The following is a 15,199-nucleotide window of genomic DNA, read 5'->3' on the forward strand; positions in this document are numbered from 1 at the left end:
CTCAAAATTTTGCTGATTGCTATCTTGCCCATCATTTTGGTCTCGGGCCTGACAGGCTGGATGATCCATATTGAGGCAAATCGTCTCATTACGAAGGAAATTCAGCTCGTAGAAACACGCATCCTCACAGCCAGAAGAGAGGAGCTGAAAAACTATATTTCCCTCGCCATGACGGCCATCAGCCACGAATTTGACCATCCGGGCAGAAGCACCGCAGAGGCTCAGCAAGCGGTACAGCAGATCCTCAACAATCTCACCTACGGCCAGGATGGCTACTTCTATGCCTATGACCGCGCAGGCACCAATCTCGTCAGTGCGCCCAGCCCGGAACTCAAGGGCAAGAACCTCTGGTACCGAAAGGACGAACAGGGTCATTTCTTCGTTCAGGAACTGATGAAGAGAGCCATCGAAGGCGGAGGCTTCTACACCTTCAAATGGCCCAAGCCTTCAACCGGGCAGGATACCCTCAAACTGGGCTACGCAACCTTTCTGCCACAGTGGAGCTGGATGATCGGGACAGGCACCTACATCGACGATATCCAGAAGCAGATCGGTTCTTTTGAGAAAGACATGCGCACCATCACGCGTCACACCGAGCTGACATTCCTGATGATCTCGCTGGTGGTCATCGGCATCACTGCCCTGTCGGTTGCTGCCCTGCATTTCAATGAGCACAAACTGGCCGACCAGAAGTTAAAGGCCCTCACCCAGCGCATCATCGACGTACAGGAAGAGGAAAGAAAGCGCGTCTCCAACGACCTCCACGATGGCATCAACCAGCTGTTGGTCAGCATCCGTCATCGGCTGGAACTGGCCATTGACCAGATCGCCAAGCCAGAGGTCGCAGAACCCCTGCTGCGCAAAAGCCTCTCGATCCTCGACACGTCCATTGCCGATGTACGTCGCCTCTCGAAGGCACTTCACCCCTCAGCCCTTGCCAATATCGGCCTTAGCGAAGCGGTGCGGGAGCTGGGACAGGACTTTCAGGACAGCACCACCATCAGGACAGAGGTATCAACCATGCGGGTTGATCACCTGCTCTCGGAATCAGCCAAAATCGCCCTGTTCCGGGTGGTGCAGGAAGCGCTGACCAATGTCAGCCGCCATGCCTCCGCCAGCCTCGTCCAGATCGAGCTGAAAATCTGCGAGCCCCCCAACGGCCCAAAGTCCATACACCTGAGCATCGCCGACAATGGCGTCGGCACCCGCGAGGCAGGCGGCTTGACAACAGAGTCCGGTCTGGGCCTCAGGAACATGTTCGAACGTGTCGAAAGTCACGGCGGTACGCTTACTTTTGAAAAAGGAGAGTTGGGAGGTTTGAAATTATCGATTAAGATACCTCAGTCGGAGAATATAAACCTTAAATGGACATAGCGGGACAAAATAGATTCCGGGTCGCTTCCAATCGTTGCAAATCACCACTATTCTCCCGCGATCGCAAGGCCGTTTGGATTCGGCCCTCGAACAAGCAGCATCTCTCAACAGCGTAAGAACAATGAAAGAAACAACTCGAATTGTTATCGCCGATGATCATGCTCTGGTAAGAGACGGCATCCGTGCGCGTCTTGAGCTGGAAGAAGATCTTGAAATCGTTGCTGAAGCCGAGGACGGGTTTGAAGCAATCGAAATGGCGCGAACCCTGCAACCGCACATTATGATCCTCGATATCTCCATGCCCAACTGTAACGGGCTGGAAGCTGCCGAACAGATCCGCACGCTCGCCCCCGCCAGCCGCATTCTGTTCCTGTCGATGCATGACAATCCGGAATATGTCCGCGCTGCTGTCAAGGTGGGGGCAGCTGGCTTCCTGCTCAAGGATATCGGCGCGGCGGACATGATCAGCGCCATCCACACGATTGCCGAGGGCGGCTATTATTTCTCCAAGAATATTTCTGTCGACGCCCTCAAGCCAGCCAGCAGCAAACCTGCCAATCCGTTCAATCTGACGGACCGCGAAATCGATGTTCTCAAGGGCATTGCATTGGGCAAGGCCAACAAGGAAATCGCTGCTGAACTCGGCATTGGCGTCAGAACGGTAGAAAGCCACCGGCAGAGAATGCGAGAGAAGCTTGGCGGCGGCAATGCGGCTCAATTGACCCACATCGCCATGGAACTTGGACTGGTCGACAAGACCGGATCCTCCAACCTGATGCCCTAGTCCCTCACGAAAAAGGGCGAGCCCCATCGGAAAGCCGCCGGATCAGATAAGATTGGCAAGCAGCAGCACGCCGCCAAAGGAAAGCACGACCAGACCGGCAAGCAACAGCACCACCGCGCCGAACCAGCCAATGGCACGCCCGGACAGGCCACGCGACACCAGCGCCTGCGAGAAGGACCGCGCATAGACGGCAACCAGCGCCAGAGCTGCGACAGTCAAACCAGTGCCAAGCCCCATGGCATAGGCAGACAGCACCCCCGCCCAGAAAACCTTCTGCGACAGGGCAAAGACCAGAACGATCAAGGCTCCCGAACAGGGGCGCAACCCCATTGAGATCACCGCCAGCGCCATGCCCCGAAAGCCTCTTGCGCTTTCGATGGTTTCCAGCGAAGCTGTATGCTCATGACTGCAGCCACAGGCTTCGTCATGCTCATGGTCAGGATGGTCGTGATGGTCGTGATCATGATGGTGGTGGCCATGGTCATGATGGTGGTGGACATGATGTTCGTGGGCATGATGGCTGGGCACCTCAAAACCGCCCCCGGCCCGCCGCCACTCGCGCTGAAACGCCTTGAGCGCTCGCCAGAGAAGCCAACCGCCAAGGACCACGAACATCGCATAGGAAGCCAGTTCGAGCAGTTGCGCGGTCTGCGTAATGACCATCGAAGTGAGATTGAGCAACACAGCGGCAATGCCGATCAGCAGCACAGCAACCGTCGCCTGAACCATCGCGGCCAGCAACGCAAGGAAAGCCCCCTTGCGCGCAGATGCCCCACTGGCAAACAGATAGGTTGTCAGAATGACCTTGCCGTGCCCCGGCCCGGCGGCATGGAACAAACCATAGGCCATCGACAGCCCCAACAGCAGAAACAGGGCCGGTTGGCTGGTGCGCACGAGCTTCACCGAGTCCTTGAGCGCCATGTAGAATTCGGACTGGCGCGCCAGAATCCAGTGCTGGATGTCACCCCAAAGCCCACCCGTGGCCATCGGCCCGGTGGTATCGGGCAGCGCCACGCCAAACGGCGACGGCGTGGCATGCGCGATCGAGCTGTCGGCCGACCACATGAAGAGCGCCAACAAGGCAATGACAACGACGCTCACAGCAGGTCGTCCGCGACAACGGCTCCCTTCGCCTGCGCCCGTCAACGCACCGAAAGTCAATTGCATTTGAGAAACACCTGATTGGCCATGGCCACCGTGAACTGCATCAGATCCGAGGGAATCTCGCGCTGGTCGGCAGGAATGGCAGCCAGCTGGCTGGCCACGTCATCATCCAGCCCCTTGGGCCGCTCGACATGGGCCTGACAATTGGCCGGAGCATTGACCAGTTTGGCCGGGTCCTTGTCGGCAAAGGAGAAATCGACAAAGAAGGTGGGATCATAAACATCCAACACCGCTTCCTTGTGGGTGTCGACCTCACCAACCACCGGCAAGGTGAAATGCAGCACGAGCTTGTCGCCCTCAAGCGTCAGCCAATAATTGTAAGGCTCGCCAAAGACAGTGCCATTTGTGTGTGGCATGCCCTTCTCATAGAGATCGGAAAAATAGTCGAATTCAGCCAGAGATTCGACATTCACCTGCGCCAGCGGCTGCAGCTCTTCGCGCGACAGCTTGCCATCGTCATTTTCGTCGAGCCCCTGACTGGCAAAGGCACTGAAGGCTTCATCGAAGGTCCAGTGATGGTTGATTTCCTTGACCTTCTGGCCATCCATCACCAGCTCGCTCTGAACCGAAACCCAGACATGCGGATGTGCCTGCGCGGATGAATAGGCACCACTGGCCAGAAGGAAAATGGCGGGCATTATCATGGAACGGAAAGGCATGATGGCGTCCTCATCGATCAACAGTTGGATGACCGGTGCCAGAGCGTCCGCCTGCACCGTCAGCTTCGAGCTTCACACCCTAGTAGAAAGCGAGTGAGGCCGGAAGATGACAAATTGATCAATCAAAAGACATTGAGGGCCCTGCCCCACACAAAACGGAGCAAGGCCCTCAAATTTCTCATACAGCCCTCAGGCTGGAAAACAATGTACGTCAGGCTTTCCAGCGCCGCAGCAACAGCGCGTTGCTGACCACCGACACCGAGCTGAAGGCCATCGCCGCACCAGCCATGGCCGGATTGAGCAACCCGAACGCCGCCAGCGGGATGCCGATCACATTGTAGAAAAAGGCCCAGAACAGATTCTGCCAGATCTTGGAATAGGTGTGCCGGGCGATATCGAATGCCGACCCGACCAGCCCCACGTCAATGCGCATAAGGGTGATCGCAGCCGCGCCGATGGCTACATCGGTGCCAGACCCCATGGCAATGCCCACATCGGCCTGCGCCAACGCCGGGGCATCGTTGAGCCCGTCGCCGACCATGGCAACGACATGCCCCTGCCCCTGCAATTCGGTGAGCATATCGAGCTTGTCCTTGGGCGAAACCCCACCCCGGGCTTCATCAAGGCCCAGGATTTCTCCCACCCGACGCACGGTTTCAGGTGCATCGCCGGAGAGCAGGATCGTCTTCAGACCGCGCGCCTTGAGGCTTGCGACCGCAGCTTTGGATTCGGCCCGCACTTCGTCGCGGAAGCCGAGCAGCGCCATCAACTGTCCACCCCTGGCAACAGCGGAAACCGAAAGTCCTTCCTGTTCCATCATCTGGAAAGCATCACCGGCGGAGGATAGATCCACCCCGTGGCGCTCAAGAAAGGCCCGCGTCCCGATGAGCATCGCGGCACCGTCGACAGTGCCCTCGACGCCCTCGCCCACATGAGCAGTAACGCCTTGCGCTGCAGGAATGGACGCGCCCCGTTCCCTGGCGGCATCAACACAGGCTTTCGCCAGCGGATGTTCACTGCCTGACTGAACAGCAGCAACCGCGCCGACCAAATCGGCCTCCGTCATGGCACTCTCAACCTGATGCAGGCTGACAAGGCTCGGCTTACCTTCGGTCAGGGTGCCTGTCTTGTCAAACACCACATGGGTAACCTTGCCCGCAACTTCGAGCACGTCGATGTCACGGATCAGCACACCGCTTTTTGCCGCCGCGCCGGTTCCGGCCACCAAAGCCGTCGGCGTCGCCAGGCCAAGGGCACACGGGCAGGCAATCACCAGAACGGAAACCGCAGCGACAACGGCCGCCTCAAAGTTTCCGCCAAGGGCCAGCCAGGCCACAAAGGTCAGCAACGCCAGACCGATGACCACCGGAACGAACACCGCCGAGATCCGGTCTGCCAGATTCTGCATCTTGGCCTTGCCCGTCTGGGCCTGATCGACAAGACGGATAATCCGGGCAAGAACAGTGTCGTCACCCATCGCAACCACGTCGAGCACCACCGACCCGGCGCCATTGACCGCGCCGGAGATCACCTTGTCGCCAGCCTCGCGCAGCACCGGTTCGCTTTCGCCAGACAGCAAGGCTTCATCAAATTCGCTGCGGCCTTCAAGGATCGTCCCGTCAACAGGCACTACCTCACCGGGCAGCACCCGCACCCGGTCTCCGGCCTTGACCTCCTCGATCGGCACCATCCGGTCACCGGTTCCACCATCGGCAACAAGGCGGGCTTCCCGCGGGCGCAAGCCCATCAGCGCCCGGAGAGCATCGGCGGCGCTGCGCCGCGCCCGACCCTCAAGCCACTTGCCAAAAACGATCAGCGTCAGAATGGCCGCAGAGGCTTCAAAATAGAGATGCCCGACCGAAGCGGAGCCCAAGGCGATGACCTGATAGAGAGAGAACAGAAAGGCCGCGCTGGTGCCCATGGCAACGAGCACGTCCATGTTGGCCGCACCGCCAGCCAGAGCCTTGGCCGCACCGCGATAGAAGCGGGCCCCGACGATCACCTGCACCACGGCCGCCAGTGCCAGTTGGATCAGAGGTGGCATGTGCCAGCCAAAGCCGAACCAGTGGGTGATCATCGGCGCAACCAGAGGCACCGTCAGAACAGCGGAAAACAGGAACAGATAGAAGGAATGCCGCTCTTCCTCTGCTCGGTCCTCATCCACCCGCTCGGCCTGAGCCTGCCGCTCGGAGAGGCTCCCCTGCCGCAGGCTGGCTCCAAATCCGGTCTTCTCGATCATTGCCTTGATGTCATCGGCGCTCTGTCCGCCACTGACGGTCACATCCGCTCGCTCCAGCGCCAGATTGACCTGAGCCGCAACGCCGGGCTTGGCGTTCAGAACACGCTCAACGCGTGCCGAACAGGCTGCACAATGCATACCGCTGACATCAAAGACAAAGACGGATTGGGCGGAATCGGAAGCCGCGCCCGTGGCGCCGCCAGGAGAAGAAAGAGCTGTTTCAGACATGATGATCTTGACCGGTGTTTAATAGGAGTTCCAAAGTCAAGAAAAATATAAGGCTTCCAGCAACTGGAAGGTCAAGAGGCAGGAAGAACAACTTTTGCAACTTCGCGGGCATAGACGATGAACTGCTCTGCGATATGGTCAATCAACTGCCGCCCCTTCTGTGCATTGGCACCCGACGCAGCCCCGACAACGCCTTCGTCATTGAGGTCCGTCGCCATCCAGCCCATCGGCTTGCGGCCATAGTAGCGCAGGTGAACATTGCTTTCGACCATGTCCTTCTGATGCGATGCAAAGCTGGCAGCCTTGTCCATCCTCACCAGATCAGGCCGCAACGCCAGCATCATCGAGGTCTCGACGTCGCCACCGTGGATGCCATAGGCGATTTCGTCGGCCTCAAACAGGCCTTCGGGATATCCGAGCCGCAACCAGTTGGTGGCAGAGGCAATCATGCCGTGATGCACCCTGAGGTCCTGCATGAGAATGTCCATCAGGGGAACATTGCCGCCGTGGCTGTTGATGATGATGAGCCGCCGGATGCCGCTGCGCTTCACTGACAGGCAGATGTCGATCCAGAGCGGCAGAAGGTGCTGCCAGTTCGACGTCAGGGTGCCGGAGCCATCGAGATGCTCTTCCGACCAGCCGACCTGTTGCACGGGGAGAAAGAGGATCGGCAGATCCTCCGGCTTCTGCCTGAGAACCGCCTCGATATAGCCCTCGGCCAGAAAGGCATCTGTTCCGGTGGGCAGATGCGGCCCATGCTGCTCGACCGCAGCAATGGGAAGCACCGCAACGGCATCGGCAAGCCTTGGATCGGCGAAATCGTCCCGCCCCATCTCGCTCCAGACAGCCTTGATCATTCTGAACACTCCCGGCCAACAGCCATAATCGCTAGCTCGTCAAGTTACCTGTTTGAAACGGCAAATGCCAGTGTCTCAACGGACTTTACGACCTCGAACACAACCCCTATCGTAATGCCAAAGAGAAAGCAAATCAGCCTCAGGGAGAGACCCATGCTCCACCCCGTCGACAATTTCCTCCGCCTTGGCGACGAAAACGCCTTTGCCGTGCTCGCCCGCGCCAACCAGTTGGCCAGCGAAGGCAAGGATATCATCAACCTCGGCATCGGACAGCCGGATTTCAAGACACCGGACCATATTGTCGAAGCCGCCATCGCCGCGCTGAAAGCCGGAGAGCATGGCTACACCTCGGCAGTGGGTATCCCTCAATTGAGAGAGGTAGTCGCTGCTGACCTCAAGGCGCGGCACGGTGCGACCATCTCGCCAGACCGCATCATGATCATGCCCGGCGGCAAGGTCACCATGTATATGGCCATCACGCTATTCGGCAAACCCGGCGTCGATATCCTCTATCCCGATCCGGGCTTTCCCATCTACCGCTCGATGATCGAATTCACCGGTGCCCGCCCGGTTCCGGTGCCACTGCGCGAGAAAAACGGCTTTGCCTTCTCGGCCGATGAATTGCTGTCGCTGATCACCAGGGACACGCGCCTCATCATCGTCAACAGCCCGTCCAACCCGACCGGTGGCGTTACGCCCAAAAGCGAGATCGACAAGCTGGTCAAGGGACTGGCCAACTTTCCCGATGTCGCCATCATGTCCGACGAGATCTATTCGCGCATGACCTTCGATGGTCTTGAGCACCAGAGCCTTACCTCCTATCCGGAACTGGAAGACAGGCTGATCCTGTTGAACGGCTGGTCCAAGACCTATGCCATGACCGGCTGGCGCCTTGGCTTCTCGGTCTGGCCGAAAAGCCTCTATGACCATGTCCGCAAGCTGGCGGTCAATTCCTATTCCTGTGTCAACTCGGCCACCCAATTCGCCGGGATTGCCGCCATTACCGGCCCGCAGGACGCTGCCCACGCGATGATGGCCGAGTTTGACACCCGCCGCAAAGCCGTCGTCGTCGCCCTCAACAAACTGCCCAATGTCTCCTGCGTCATGCCGAAGGGCGCCTTCTACGCTTTCCCCAACGTGTCCCGGACAGGTTTCAAGGCCAAGGAGCTTTCCTCGCGGCTTCTGGAAGAGGCTGGCGTCGCCACCATCGGCGGCCCGGATTTCGGTGTCTATGGCGAAGGCTATATCCGGCTGTCCTATGCCAACAGCCTTGAGAATATTCTGAAGGCCGTCGAGCGCATGGGCGATTTCCTTGAAAGCAATCGCCCATAAGGGGCTTGAAAACAGATCTGGCCAAACCGGAGCGCCAGCGCGCATTGCCGATTTGGCCAGAAGATATATCCTGAGTTATTTTGAAGTGATCAGGCCATCACAGTGAATTCATGGCCCGGTCAGCAAAGGACGTCTCACGTCTGGATCAGAAATAGAGCCCCCGAATGAGATCGCGCAGGTTTTCGCAACTGGGCAGACGATCTGCTTTCCATGTCTCATCAGCGGGGCGGACCTTTTCAAACCAGTGAAGCCCGAGCTTCGTGCCAATCCAAACAAGCATGAAAACCTCCTGTCTTTGGTGGAACAGCAGCATTTCTACACCCTTGCACCGTAAAAATAATCCGATAATATCCTATCCTGTTATTCAAAAATGAATAAGAAAGGTAAGCAAGATGGATTTTGACTGGAATGCCATCCGTTCCTTTCTGCGCGTCGCCAAGACGGGAACCCTGAGCGCAGCGGCTGCTGACCTCGGCCTCTCCCAGCCGACCGTGGGGCGGCACATCTCCCGCCTTGAGGAAAGCCTCGGGCTGCGGCTGTTTGATCACAACCAGTCCGGTTTCGAGTTGACCGAGGCTGGCGAGCAACTGCTGGAGGCAGCCAACCACATGGCCCTGTCGGCCGCCGATGTCCAGCGCCGCGCCAAGGCCGCCAATCCGGTTCGGGAATCGGTGCGGCTGACCATCGAGGTGCGGCCATGGTCCCTGCGCCTTGCGTCCCGCAACATCGACAGGCTGGCTCCGGTGAGCGAACAGGAACGAGGCGCTCCCCCGATCAATTTCACCTTCCTGTCACAGGATGAGTATCTCAGCATTTCCCGTCTGGAAGCCGATCTGGCCATCCGCAACCGGGTGCCCAAGCAGGGCAATCTCATTTCGGTCAAGCTCGGCTATCTCACCTATCGGATCTTTGGCTCTGAACAATATTGCAATCAGCACCCGGACGCCTTCGATCCGGCAAGCTGGCCGCAGCAGGACTGGGTCGGCTTTGGCCACACCCGCCCGCATTCGAGCTCCCACAAGGTCATCGCCTCGATCCTTGACGGCAAGTCGCCGCGCTTCATCGCCAACCAGCAGGAAGGGCTCATAGACATGATCGCCCGTGGCAACGCGATCGGCCTCCTCCCCGCCTGGATAGGCCATGAGGAGGGGTTCATCGAACTGAGCGAGGAGGTCTTCCACCCGCAGGAAGCCTGGCTCATCTATCACCCGGACCTCAGAGCCCACCCGGTCAAGCGCCATGTCAAGGACCGATTGCAGGCTCTGGTCAGCGAGACACTGGCCCGATATTTCGACTGCAGGCTTCCGGCGGACTGAAGTGACGCCGAAAAACAAATAGGGCCGCATCCCTGGATGCGGCCCCTTGATCGTGTTGCAGTCAGGCAGTCTCTCTACCGTCCGGCTCAGTGCCTCTGCTGCGGCAGGATCAGGTTGAGGACCACAGCGACAATGGCGCAGAGACCGATGCCCTTGATGGCGAAGCCGCCGATGCCCACTTCCAGACCGCCGATACCGATCACCAGCACCACAGAGGCAATGATCAGATTACGGGCATCCGTCAAAGCATCGCCAACCTTGAGCAGGGTGGAAACACCGACTACGGCAATGGCACCAAACAGGATCACTTCGATACCGCCCATGACCGGAACCGGAATGGTCGATAGCACAGCCCCGAGCGTACCCGAGAAGGACAGGACAACCGCCCAGATGGCCGCAAAGGTCATGATGACCGGATTGAAGGCCTTGGTCAGCGCAACAGCACCCGTCACTTCCGAATAGGTGGTGTTGGGAGGCCCGCCAAACAGAGCGGCAAGGCTGGTGGCAAGACCATCGCCAAGCAGAGTGTTCTTGAGGCCCGGCTTGGCAAAGAAATCCTTCTTCGCAACGCCGGAAATGGCGGCAATATCGCCGATATGCTCAATCGCAGGCGCAATGGCAACCGGCAGAATGAACAGGATCGCTTCCAGATTGAACTCCGGAAACACGAACGGCGGCACAGCAACCACTGGCGCTGCCGAGATGGCCGAGAAATCGACCACGCCGAACAGCACACTGACGATATAGCCGGACACGATCCCGAACAGGATCGGCACCAGCTTGAACATGCCCTTGCCCAGAAGCGTTACCATGACGGTCACACCGACAGAGACCAGCGCAATGATGACAGCCTGATCAAACGGCACCAGCTGAACGGAGCCATCGCTCGTCTTGCCTTGCGCCATGTTGAGCGCAACCGGCGCCAGAGACAGACCGATAACCATGATGACCGGGCCGATGACAACCGGCGGCAGCACCCGATCGATGATCTTCTGTCCCTTCCAACGCACAAGGAAGGACAAAGCCACATACACCAGCCCCGCAGCAAACAACCCGGACATGGTCGCCGGAATACCCCATTGCTTCGAGCCGTAGATGATCGGCGCGATGAAGGCAAAGGAGGATGCCAGAAAGACCGGAACAGAGCGCTTCGTGACCAATTGGAACAGCAGGGTTCCCGCACCCGCCGTAAACAGGGCGACAGAAGAACTCAAGCCAGTGAGAATCGGAACCAGAACGAGGGAGCCGAATGCCACGAACAGCATTTGCGCACCCAACAGCACTTGACGACCCAATCCCTCGCGGGCCGGTTCGCCAACCGAAGTAGACTCTTCGGACATTGTTATCTCCCACAGAGCCGTCAGTTTTAGGCTGTTGATGCCTGAAAACGGCCCTTTCTACCCGCATGCCTCTTTTACAAGGCCCGAGCCTTGTTGCATACGGTCGACCAGCCGCCATTGATCCAGCCAGAGTTTGCAGCTGGTCCATGTTGAAATCAGGATATTTGGATCGAAAATCACATGTGCCTGATTCTGTGCGAAAAGGGGGAAAAAATTAACAAAACATGATGAATTCACACGGGCTTGAGGATAACCCGCGCAAATTTGCGTATTTTTCCCGATAGAATCACAGGGTTCCGACCCGATTGCGACGCAAACGGAAACAAGTCCGATGAAAAACGCCGTCTACTCAAGCCGCTCCGCATGCCACTTGATGTGATCGGCCATGAAGCTGGCAACGAAGTGATAATAGTGATCGTAGCCGCCATGCAGTCGCATCGTGAGATCAATCCCGGAGGCTCTGCAAGCCTTCTCGAAAGCCCATGGCTTCAACTGATCTTCCAGATATTCGTCTGACAAGCCCTGATCAATCAGGATACCTCCCTCCCAACCGGCAGAAGCCACCAGAGCACAGGCGTCATGGGCTTCCCAAAGCGCCTCGTTGTCGCCAAGATAGGCGGCAAACGCCTGCCGCCCCCAGCTGCACAGCACCGGATTGGTGATTGGAGCAAAGGCCGACACGGAATGGAACAGTGTCGGGTGACGCATGGCCAGCGTCAGGGCACCATGCCCCCCCATCGAATGACCGGTAATGCCAAAGCCATCTTCATCCACCGGGAGAGCATCGATCAGCAGTTTGGGCAACTCGGCCGTCAGATAGTCTTCCATCCGATAATGATCAGACCACGGCTTTTGCGTTGCATTGAGGTAGAAGCTGGCGGCCTGTCCCAGATCATAGGACGCGACATCAGGAACAGCATCCCCGCGCGGACTGGTATCCGGCGCCACAAAGATCAGACCATGCTTGGCGGCATGCATCTGTGGCAGCCCCTGCATGGTGACCTCTTCCCAGCTACAGGTCAGACCGGAGAGATAGAAGAGTGTCGGGCAAAAGAAGCCCTCCAGCGCCTCCCTTGGCAGGAAGACGGCAAACTCCATCTCGGTCCCCGTCGCCTTGGAGGCGTGGCGATAGACCCTTTGCTCTCCTCCGAAAGCCTTGGCTGTAGAAACAAGTTTCATGGCAATCAGTCCTTTGCAGCGCTGGTGAAGGAAGTCCCTGAAAACAGGCACAATAACCCCTGCGCCTGTCGATTTGATGACGTGGAAAAGGGCACACCATCAAACAACGAGACGCATGGGGATCACGGCAGTGAAACGCACTTTGTAACTGACGAACTACTTCTTTGTCTTGCCCATGAGCTTAAGACGACCGGCGATGGCTGCATCACACCGCCCGCCGTTGCGCCGAACGACGATTTCCTGAGCGAAGGTGACCGGCTGTCCGATTGGCCCACCCGCGAAGGACGCGGTGCCTACTGGTAGCAGCTGCAACACTGCATAATCGCCACCAGCATCAGTAAACAGCGCATAAGGGGCTCCATTGGACACAACACCGACCTGACCGGTCCGGATTGGCCGCAATTCCACCGGCTGCTTCTGCCCATCAACATTCAATTCGGTCTCACTCAGCGAAACCTTCTTCTTGTCGGCAACCATGGTCCAGCTGCCCATGAGATCCTTCAATTCGGTATCCACCGCCAAACAGGAATCATTGGCATTCGGAACACTGAGGCGCGTTGCCTCGCCCTGCTCGATAATGGCACCCTTGGCGCTGACGCGATAATTCATGTGGAGGTCATCAACACGCACCACATCCACCAACGCCGCAGAGACACCATTGACGCCGACATTGCGCGCCATGAACCGATATTGCTGACCGGGCACCGACCCCTTTGTCATATAAAGCCAGGTGTTCGGCAATTTTCCGTCAAAGATCAGCCAGTCACTCATAACGAGTGGCTTGAGCCCTTGGTCGGTCTTCAACTCCCATACACCTGTGAAAAACGGAGTGTCACTCGCCGCAAGAACCGGCCCGGAGAAGACAACGGGAAACAGCAGGGCGGCTGACAACAAGCGCGCCATGCGTGCGGACTTTTTTACAAAATTCAAACTCATATCTTCTCCCTCTTGCGAACGAAGGGATGATCCATGGATCACCCTGATTGCCTTGGCCAAAGTCTCTTCCCCTTTTGGCTGTTTTGCAATGCTCCGTTTGGGTCTCTTTGATTGAACACACCTAATGCGGCCATGGTAGCGCATAAACTCTTAAAAATAGAGTCTGTTCTTCAACAGACCTGAAACCAAGCAATCATAATCCCTCCAGCAGCTAATGGACTGACGTGCTCCCCTGAAATGTCGTCGATTTTTGGTTAGTCTGTTTCCCAACGAGGAGATAGACAATGAAGAGAAGTCGATTTAGCGAAGAGCAGATCATCGGTATTTTGAAGGAACACCAAGCGGGCCTGACCGCGGCAGATCTGTGTCGCAAGCATGGTGTCAGTGATGCAACTTTCTACAAGTGGCGATCCAAGTATGGCGGCATGGAAGTGTCTGAAGCCCGCCGTTTGAAAACTCTCGAGGAAGAGAACAAGCGGCTGAAGAAGTTGCTGGCCGAGCAGATGCTTGATGTTGCCACTCTCAAAGAGATGCTCGGAAAAAACTTCAGAAGCCCGGTTCCCGACGACGTGCTTTGGACTGGGCCATGACATACAAAAATTGTTGCCAACGCAAGGCGTGTGAGCTGGTGGGGATCTCTCCCCGCGTTTACCGCTACCAATCAAAGCGAGATGACAATGAGCGACTTCGTAAGAGGCTTGTCGAGCTATCGTCCGAGCGAAGTCGTTTTGGTTACAGGCGCCTGCATATCCTGCTTAAGCGGTAAGGCTGGCAGGTCAACTGGAAGAAGCTGTATCGGCTCTACAAGGAAGAAAAACTGACTGTGCGCAAGAGAGGTGGGCGAAAGTGTGCTTTGGGAACCAGGGCGCCCATGGCCATCCCTCAAGAGCGCAATCAACGCTGGAGCTTGGACTTCGTCTCGGACAGCCTTGTTGACGGAAGGCGGTTCAGAATCCTCAATGTCATTGATGACTTCAGCCGAAAGTGTCTGGCATCCGTTGTTGATACGAGCCTATCGGGCCTTCGTGTTGCTAGAGAGCTTGATGCCATCGCTGAGCGGCGAGGTTATCCATGCATGGTAGTCAGCGATAATGGCACTGAACTGACTTCGAATGCGATCCTAAAATGGCAGGAGGAGCGTAAGGTGGAATGGCACCATATCGCACCAGGGAAACCCACTCTCGGCGGCGCTTCGCTTGCCTGCCGTGCAATGATGCAGAATGGGTTTGTTGAAAGCTTCAATGGGCAACTGCGTGATGAATGCCTCAACGAGCACCTCTTTACCAATTTGCCAGCGGCCAAAAGACTGATTGAAGAATTGACTACAACACCAACAGACCCCATACAGCCCTTGATGGACTAACCCCAATCGAGTTTGCAACCAGATCCAGACGGGATCAAAACTGGAACAGAGCTAACTTTTAAACGGGTACATAAAGGGGAGTACGTCAGGACCTGTCACGGTTCCGGTACGTGTACTCATTTAGGCTGCTTTTCTCTCGAAAGCCAAGGGGCTTTTTCAGCCGAGAGCTGAGTGTTTTCTTCGCGGATGGTAAAAACCATTGATATGCTCAAAATTTGGCGCTTCAGCTTGCCTCCTTAATTGCCAGCTTTGCCTCCAGATCCGTTTGGCCTTGATGGTCTTGAAGAATGTCTCTACCGCCGCATTATCATGACAATTGCCCTTTCCGTTCATGCATTGCCCGGCAGGCGATGCCAGCATCGCTGAGAGGGGATGGCCTGATGCCGTGTAGACGCAAGATCTTCTGATAATCATGAGAGCAATATTGG

General features: G+C 57.2%; 12 protein-coding genes and 2 pseudogenes. 5 read left to right on the forward strand and 9 right to left on the reverse strand.

Annotated features, from left to right (window positions below):
• The first annotated feature begins 24 nt into the window (after positions 1-24).
• Together DSL70_RS19120 and DSL70_RS19125 are read left to right on the forward strand one after the other, a co-directional pair.
• Positions 25-1,374, forward strand: a complete 1,350-nt coding sequence (locus tag DSL70_RS19120; protein WP_162916912.1) for a cache domain-containing protein — start codon at positions 25-27, stop codon at positions 1,372-1,374.
• A 121-nt stretch (positions 1,375-1,495) separates the two neighbouring features.
• Positions 1,496-2,158, forward strand: a complete 663-nt coding sequence (locus DSL70_RS19125) for a response regulator transcription factor (protein WP_119309569.1) — start codon at positions 1,496-1,498, stop codon at positions 2,156-2,158.
• A gap of 42 nt (positions 2,159-2,200) precedes the next feature.
• Here the strand turns inward: DSL70_RS19125 and DSL70_RS19130 are convergent, their stop codons facing one another.
• From DSL70_RS19130 to DSL70_RS19145, 4 genes are all read right to left on the reverse strand, one after another.
• Positions 2,201-3,325 carry a nickel/cobalt transporter gene (locus DSL70_RS19130; RefSeq protein ID WP_205563345.1) on the reverse strand — a complete coding sequence of 375 codons (1,125 nt, stop codon included), beginning with the start codon at positions 3,323-3,325 and terminating at the stop codon, positions 2,201-2,203.
• Positions 3,316-4,038, reverse strand: a complete 723-nt coding sequence (locus DSL70_RS19135) for a DUF1007 family protein (protein WP_119309570.1) — start codon at positions 4,036-4,038, stop codon at positions 3,316-3,318. Before DSL70_RS19135 ends, DSL70_RS19130 begins: the two co-directional genes overlap by 10 nt.
• Before the next feature lie 154 nt (positions 4,039-4,192).
• Entirely contained in the window at positions 4,193-6,448 is a 2,256-nt protein-coding gene (locus DSL70_RS19140) for a heavy metal translocating P-type ATPase (protein ID WP_119309571.1), read from the reverse strand.
• A gap of 71 nt (positions 6,449-6,519) precedes the next feature.
• A complete protein-coding gene (locus DSL70_RS19145) occupies positions 6,520-7,305 on the reverse strand; it encodes a creatininase family protein (protein WP_205563354.1) in 786 nt (261 codons plus the stop codon).
• Between the two features lie 153 nt (positions 7,306-7,458).
• Between DSL70_RS19145 and DSL70_RS19150 the strand changes: the two genes are divergently transcribed.
• Complete coding sequence (locus DSL70_RS19150; protein ID WP_119309572.1) at positions 7,459-8,637, forward strand: pyridoxal phosphate-dependent aminotransferase; 1,179 nt, start codon at positions 7,459-7,461, stop codon at positions 8,635-8,637.
• Between the two features lie 145 nt (positions 8,638-8,782).
• Here the strand turns inward: DSL70_RS19150 and DSL70_RS22785 are convergent, their stop codons facing one another.
• Positions 8,783-8,917 carry a hypothetical protein gene (locus DSL70_RS22785; protein WP_280955362.1) on the reverse strand — a complete coding sequence of 45 codons (135 nt, stop codon included), beginning with the start codon at positions 8,915-8,917 and terminating at the stop codon, positions 8,783-8,785.
• Between the two features lie 112 nt (positions 8,918-9,029).
• Between DSL70_RS22785 and DSL70_RS19155 the strand changes: the two genes are divergently transcribed.
• Positions 9,030-9,953 carry a LysR family transcriptional regulator gene (locus DSL70_RS19155; protein ID WP_119309573.1) on the forward strand — a complete coding sequence of 308 codons (924 nt, stop codon included), beginning with the start codon at positions 9,030-9,032 and terminating at the stop codon, positions 9,951-9,953.
• Positions 9,954-10,039: 86 nt separating this feature from the next.
• Here the strand turns inward: DSL70_RS19155 and DSL70_RS19160 are convergent, their stop codons facing one another.
• The 3 genes from DSL70_RS19160 to DSL70_RS19170 form a co-directional block, all read right to left on the reverse strand.
• Complete coding sequence (locus DSL70_RS19160) at positions 10,040-11,293, reverse strand: uracil-xanthine permease family protein (protein WP_119309574.1); 1,254 nt, start codon at positions 11,291-11,293, stop codon at positions 10,040-10,042.
• A gap of 345 nt (positions 11,294-11,638) precedes the next feature.
• Positions 11,639-12,472 (reverse strand): S-formylglutathione hydrolase, encoded by an 834-nt coding sequence (gene fghA, locus DSL70_RS19165; RefSeq protein WP_119309598.1) that lies wholly within the window; start codon positions 12,470-12,472, stop codon positions 11,639-11,641.
• Between the two features lie 156 nt (positions 12,473-12,628).
• The gene (locus tag DSL70_RS19170) at positions 12,629-13,408 is read right to left on the reverse strand and encodes a hypothetical protein (protein WP_162916913.1); all 780 of its coding nucleotides are present in this window, start codon (positions 13,406-13,408) and stop codon (positions 12,629-12,631) included.
• A 284-nt stretch (positions 13,409-13,692) separates the two neighbouring features.
• Here DSL70_RS19170 and DSL70_RS19175 point away from each other — a divergent pair.
• Positions 13,693-14,833: pseudogene (locus DSL70_RS19175) on the forward strand (IS3 family transposase).
• A 94-nt stretch (positions 14,834-14,927) separates the two neighbouring features.
• Here DSL70_RS19175 and DSL70_RS19180 read toward each other — a convergent pair.
• Positions 14,928-15,199, reverse strand: a pseudogene (locus tag DSL70_RS19180) (hypothetical protein); the annotation flags it as partial.

This window comes from Cohaesibacter haloalkalitolerans (assembly GCF_003574655.1).
Classification (GTDB): domain Bacteria; phylum Pseudomonadota; class Alphaproteobacteria; order Rhizobiales; family Cohaesibacteraceae; genus Cohaesibacter; species Cohaesibacter haloalkalitolerans.

Bases quoted from the DNA above. Each gene is read 5' to 3' on its own strand.
- DSL70_RS19125 (WP_119309569.1), top strand. From the start codon at position 1,496: ATGAAAGAAACAACTCGAATTGTTATCGCCGATGATCATGCTCTGGTA.
- DSL70_RS19130 (WP_205563345.1), bottom strand. From the start codon at position 3,325: ATGCAATTGACTTTCGGTGCGTTGACGGGCGCAGGCGAAGGGAGCCGT.
- DSL70_RS19140 (WP_119309571.1), bottom strand. From the start codon at position 6,448: ATGTCTGAAACAGCTCTTTCTTCTCCTGGCGGCGCCACGGGCGCGGCT.
- DSL70_RS19145 (WP_205563354.1), bottom strand. From the start codon at position 7,305: ATGATCAAGGCTGTCTGGAGCGAGATGGGGCGGGACGATTTCGCCGAT.
- DSL70_RS19150 (WP_119309572.1), top strand. From the start codon at position 7,459: ATGCTCCACCCCGTCGACAATTTCCTCCGCCTTGGCGACGAAAACGCC.
- DSL70_RS22785 (WP_280955362.1), bottom strand. From the start codon at position 8,917: ATGCTTGTTTGGATTGGCACGAAGCTCGGGCTTCACTGGTTTGAAAAG.
- DSL70_RS19155 (WP_119309573.1), top strand. From the start codon at position 9,030: ATGGATTTTGACTGGAATGCCATCCGTTCCTTTCTGCGCGTCGCCAAG.
- DSL70_RS19160 (WP_119309574.1), bottom strand. From the start codon at position 11,293: ATGTCCGAAGAGTCTACTTCGGTTGGCGAACCGGCCCGCGAGGGATTG.
- fghA (WP_119309598.1), bottom strand. From the start codon at position 12,472: ATGAAACTTGTTTCTACAGCCAAGGCTTTCGGAGGAGAGCAAAGGGTC.
- DSL70_RS19170 (WP_162916913.1), bottom strand. From the start codon at position 13,408: ATGAGTTTGAATTTTGTAAAAAAGTCCGCACGCATGGCGCGCTTGTTG.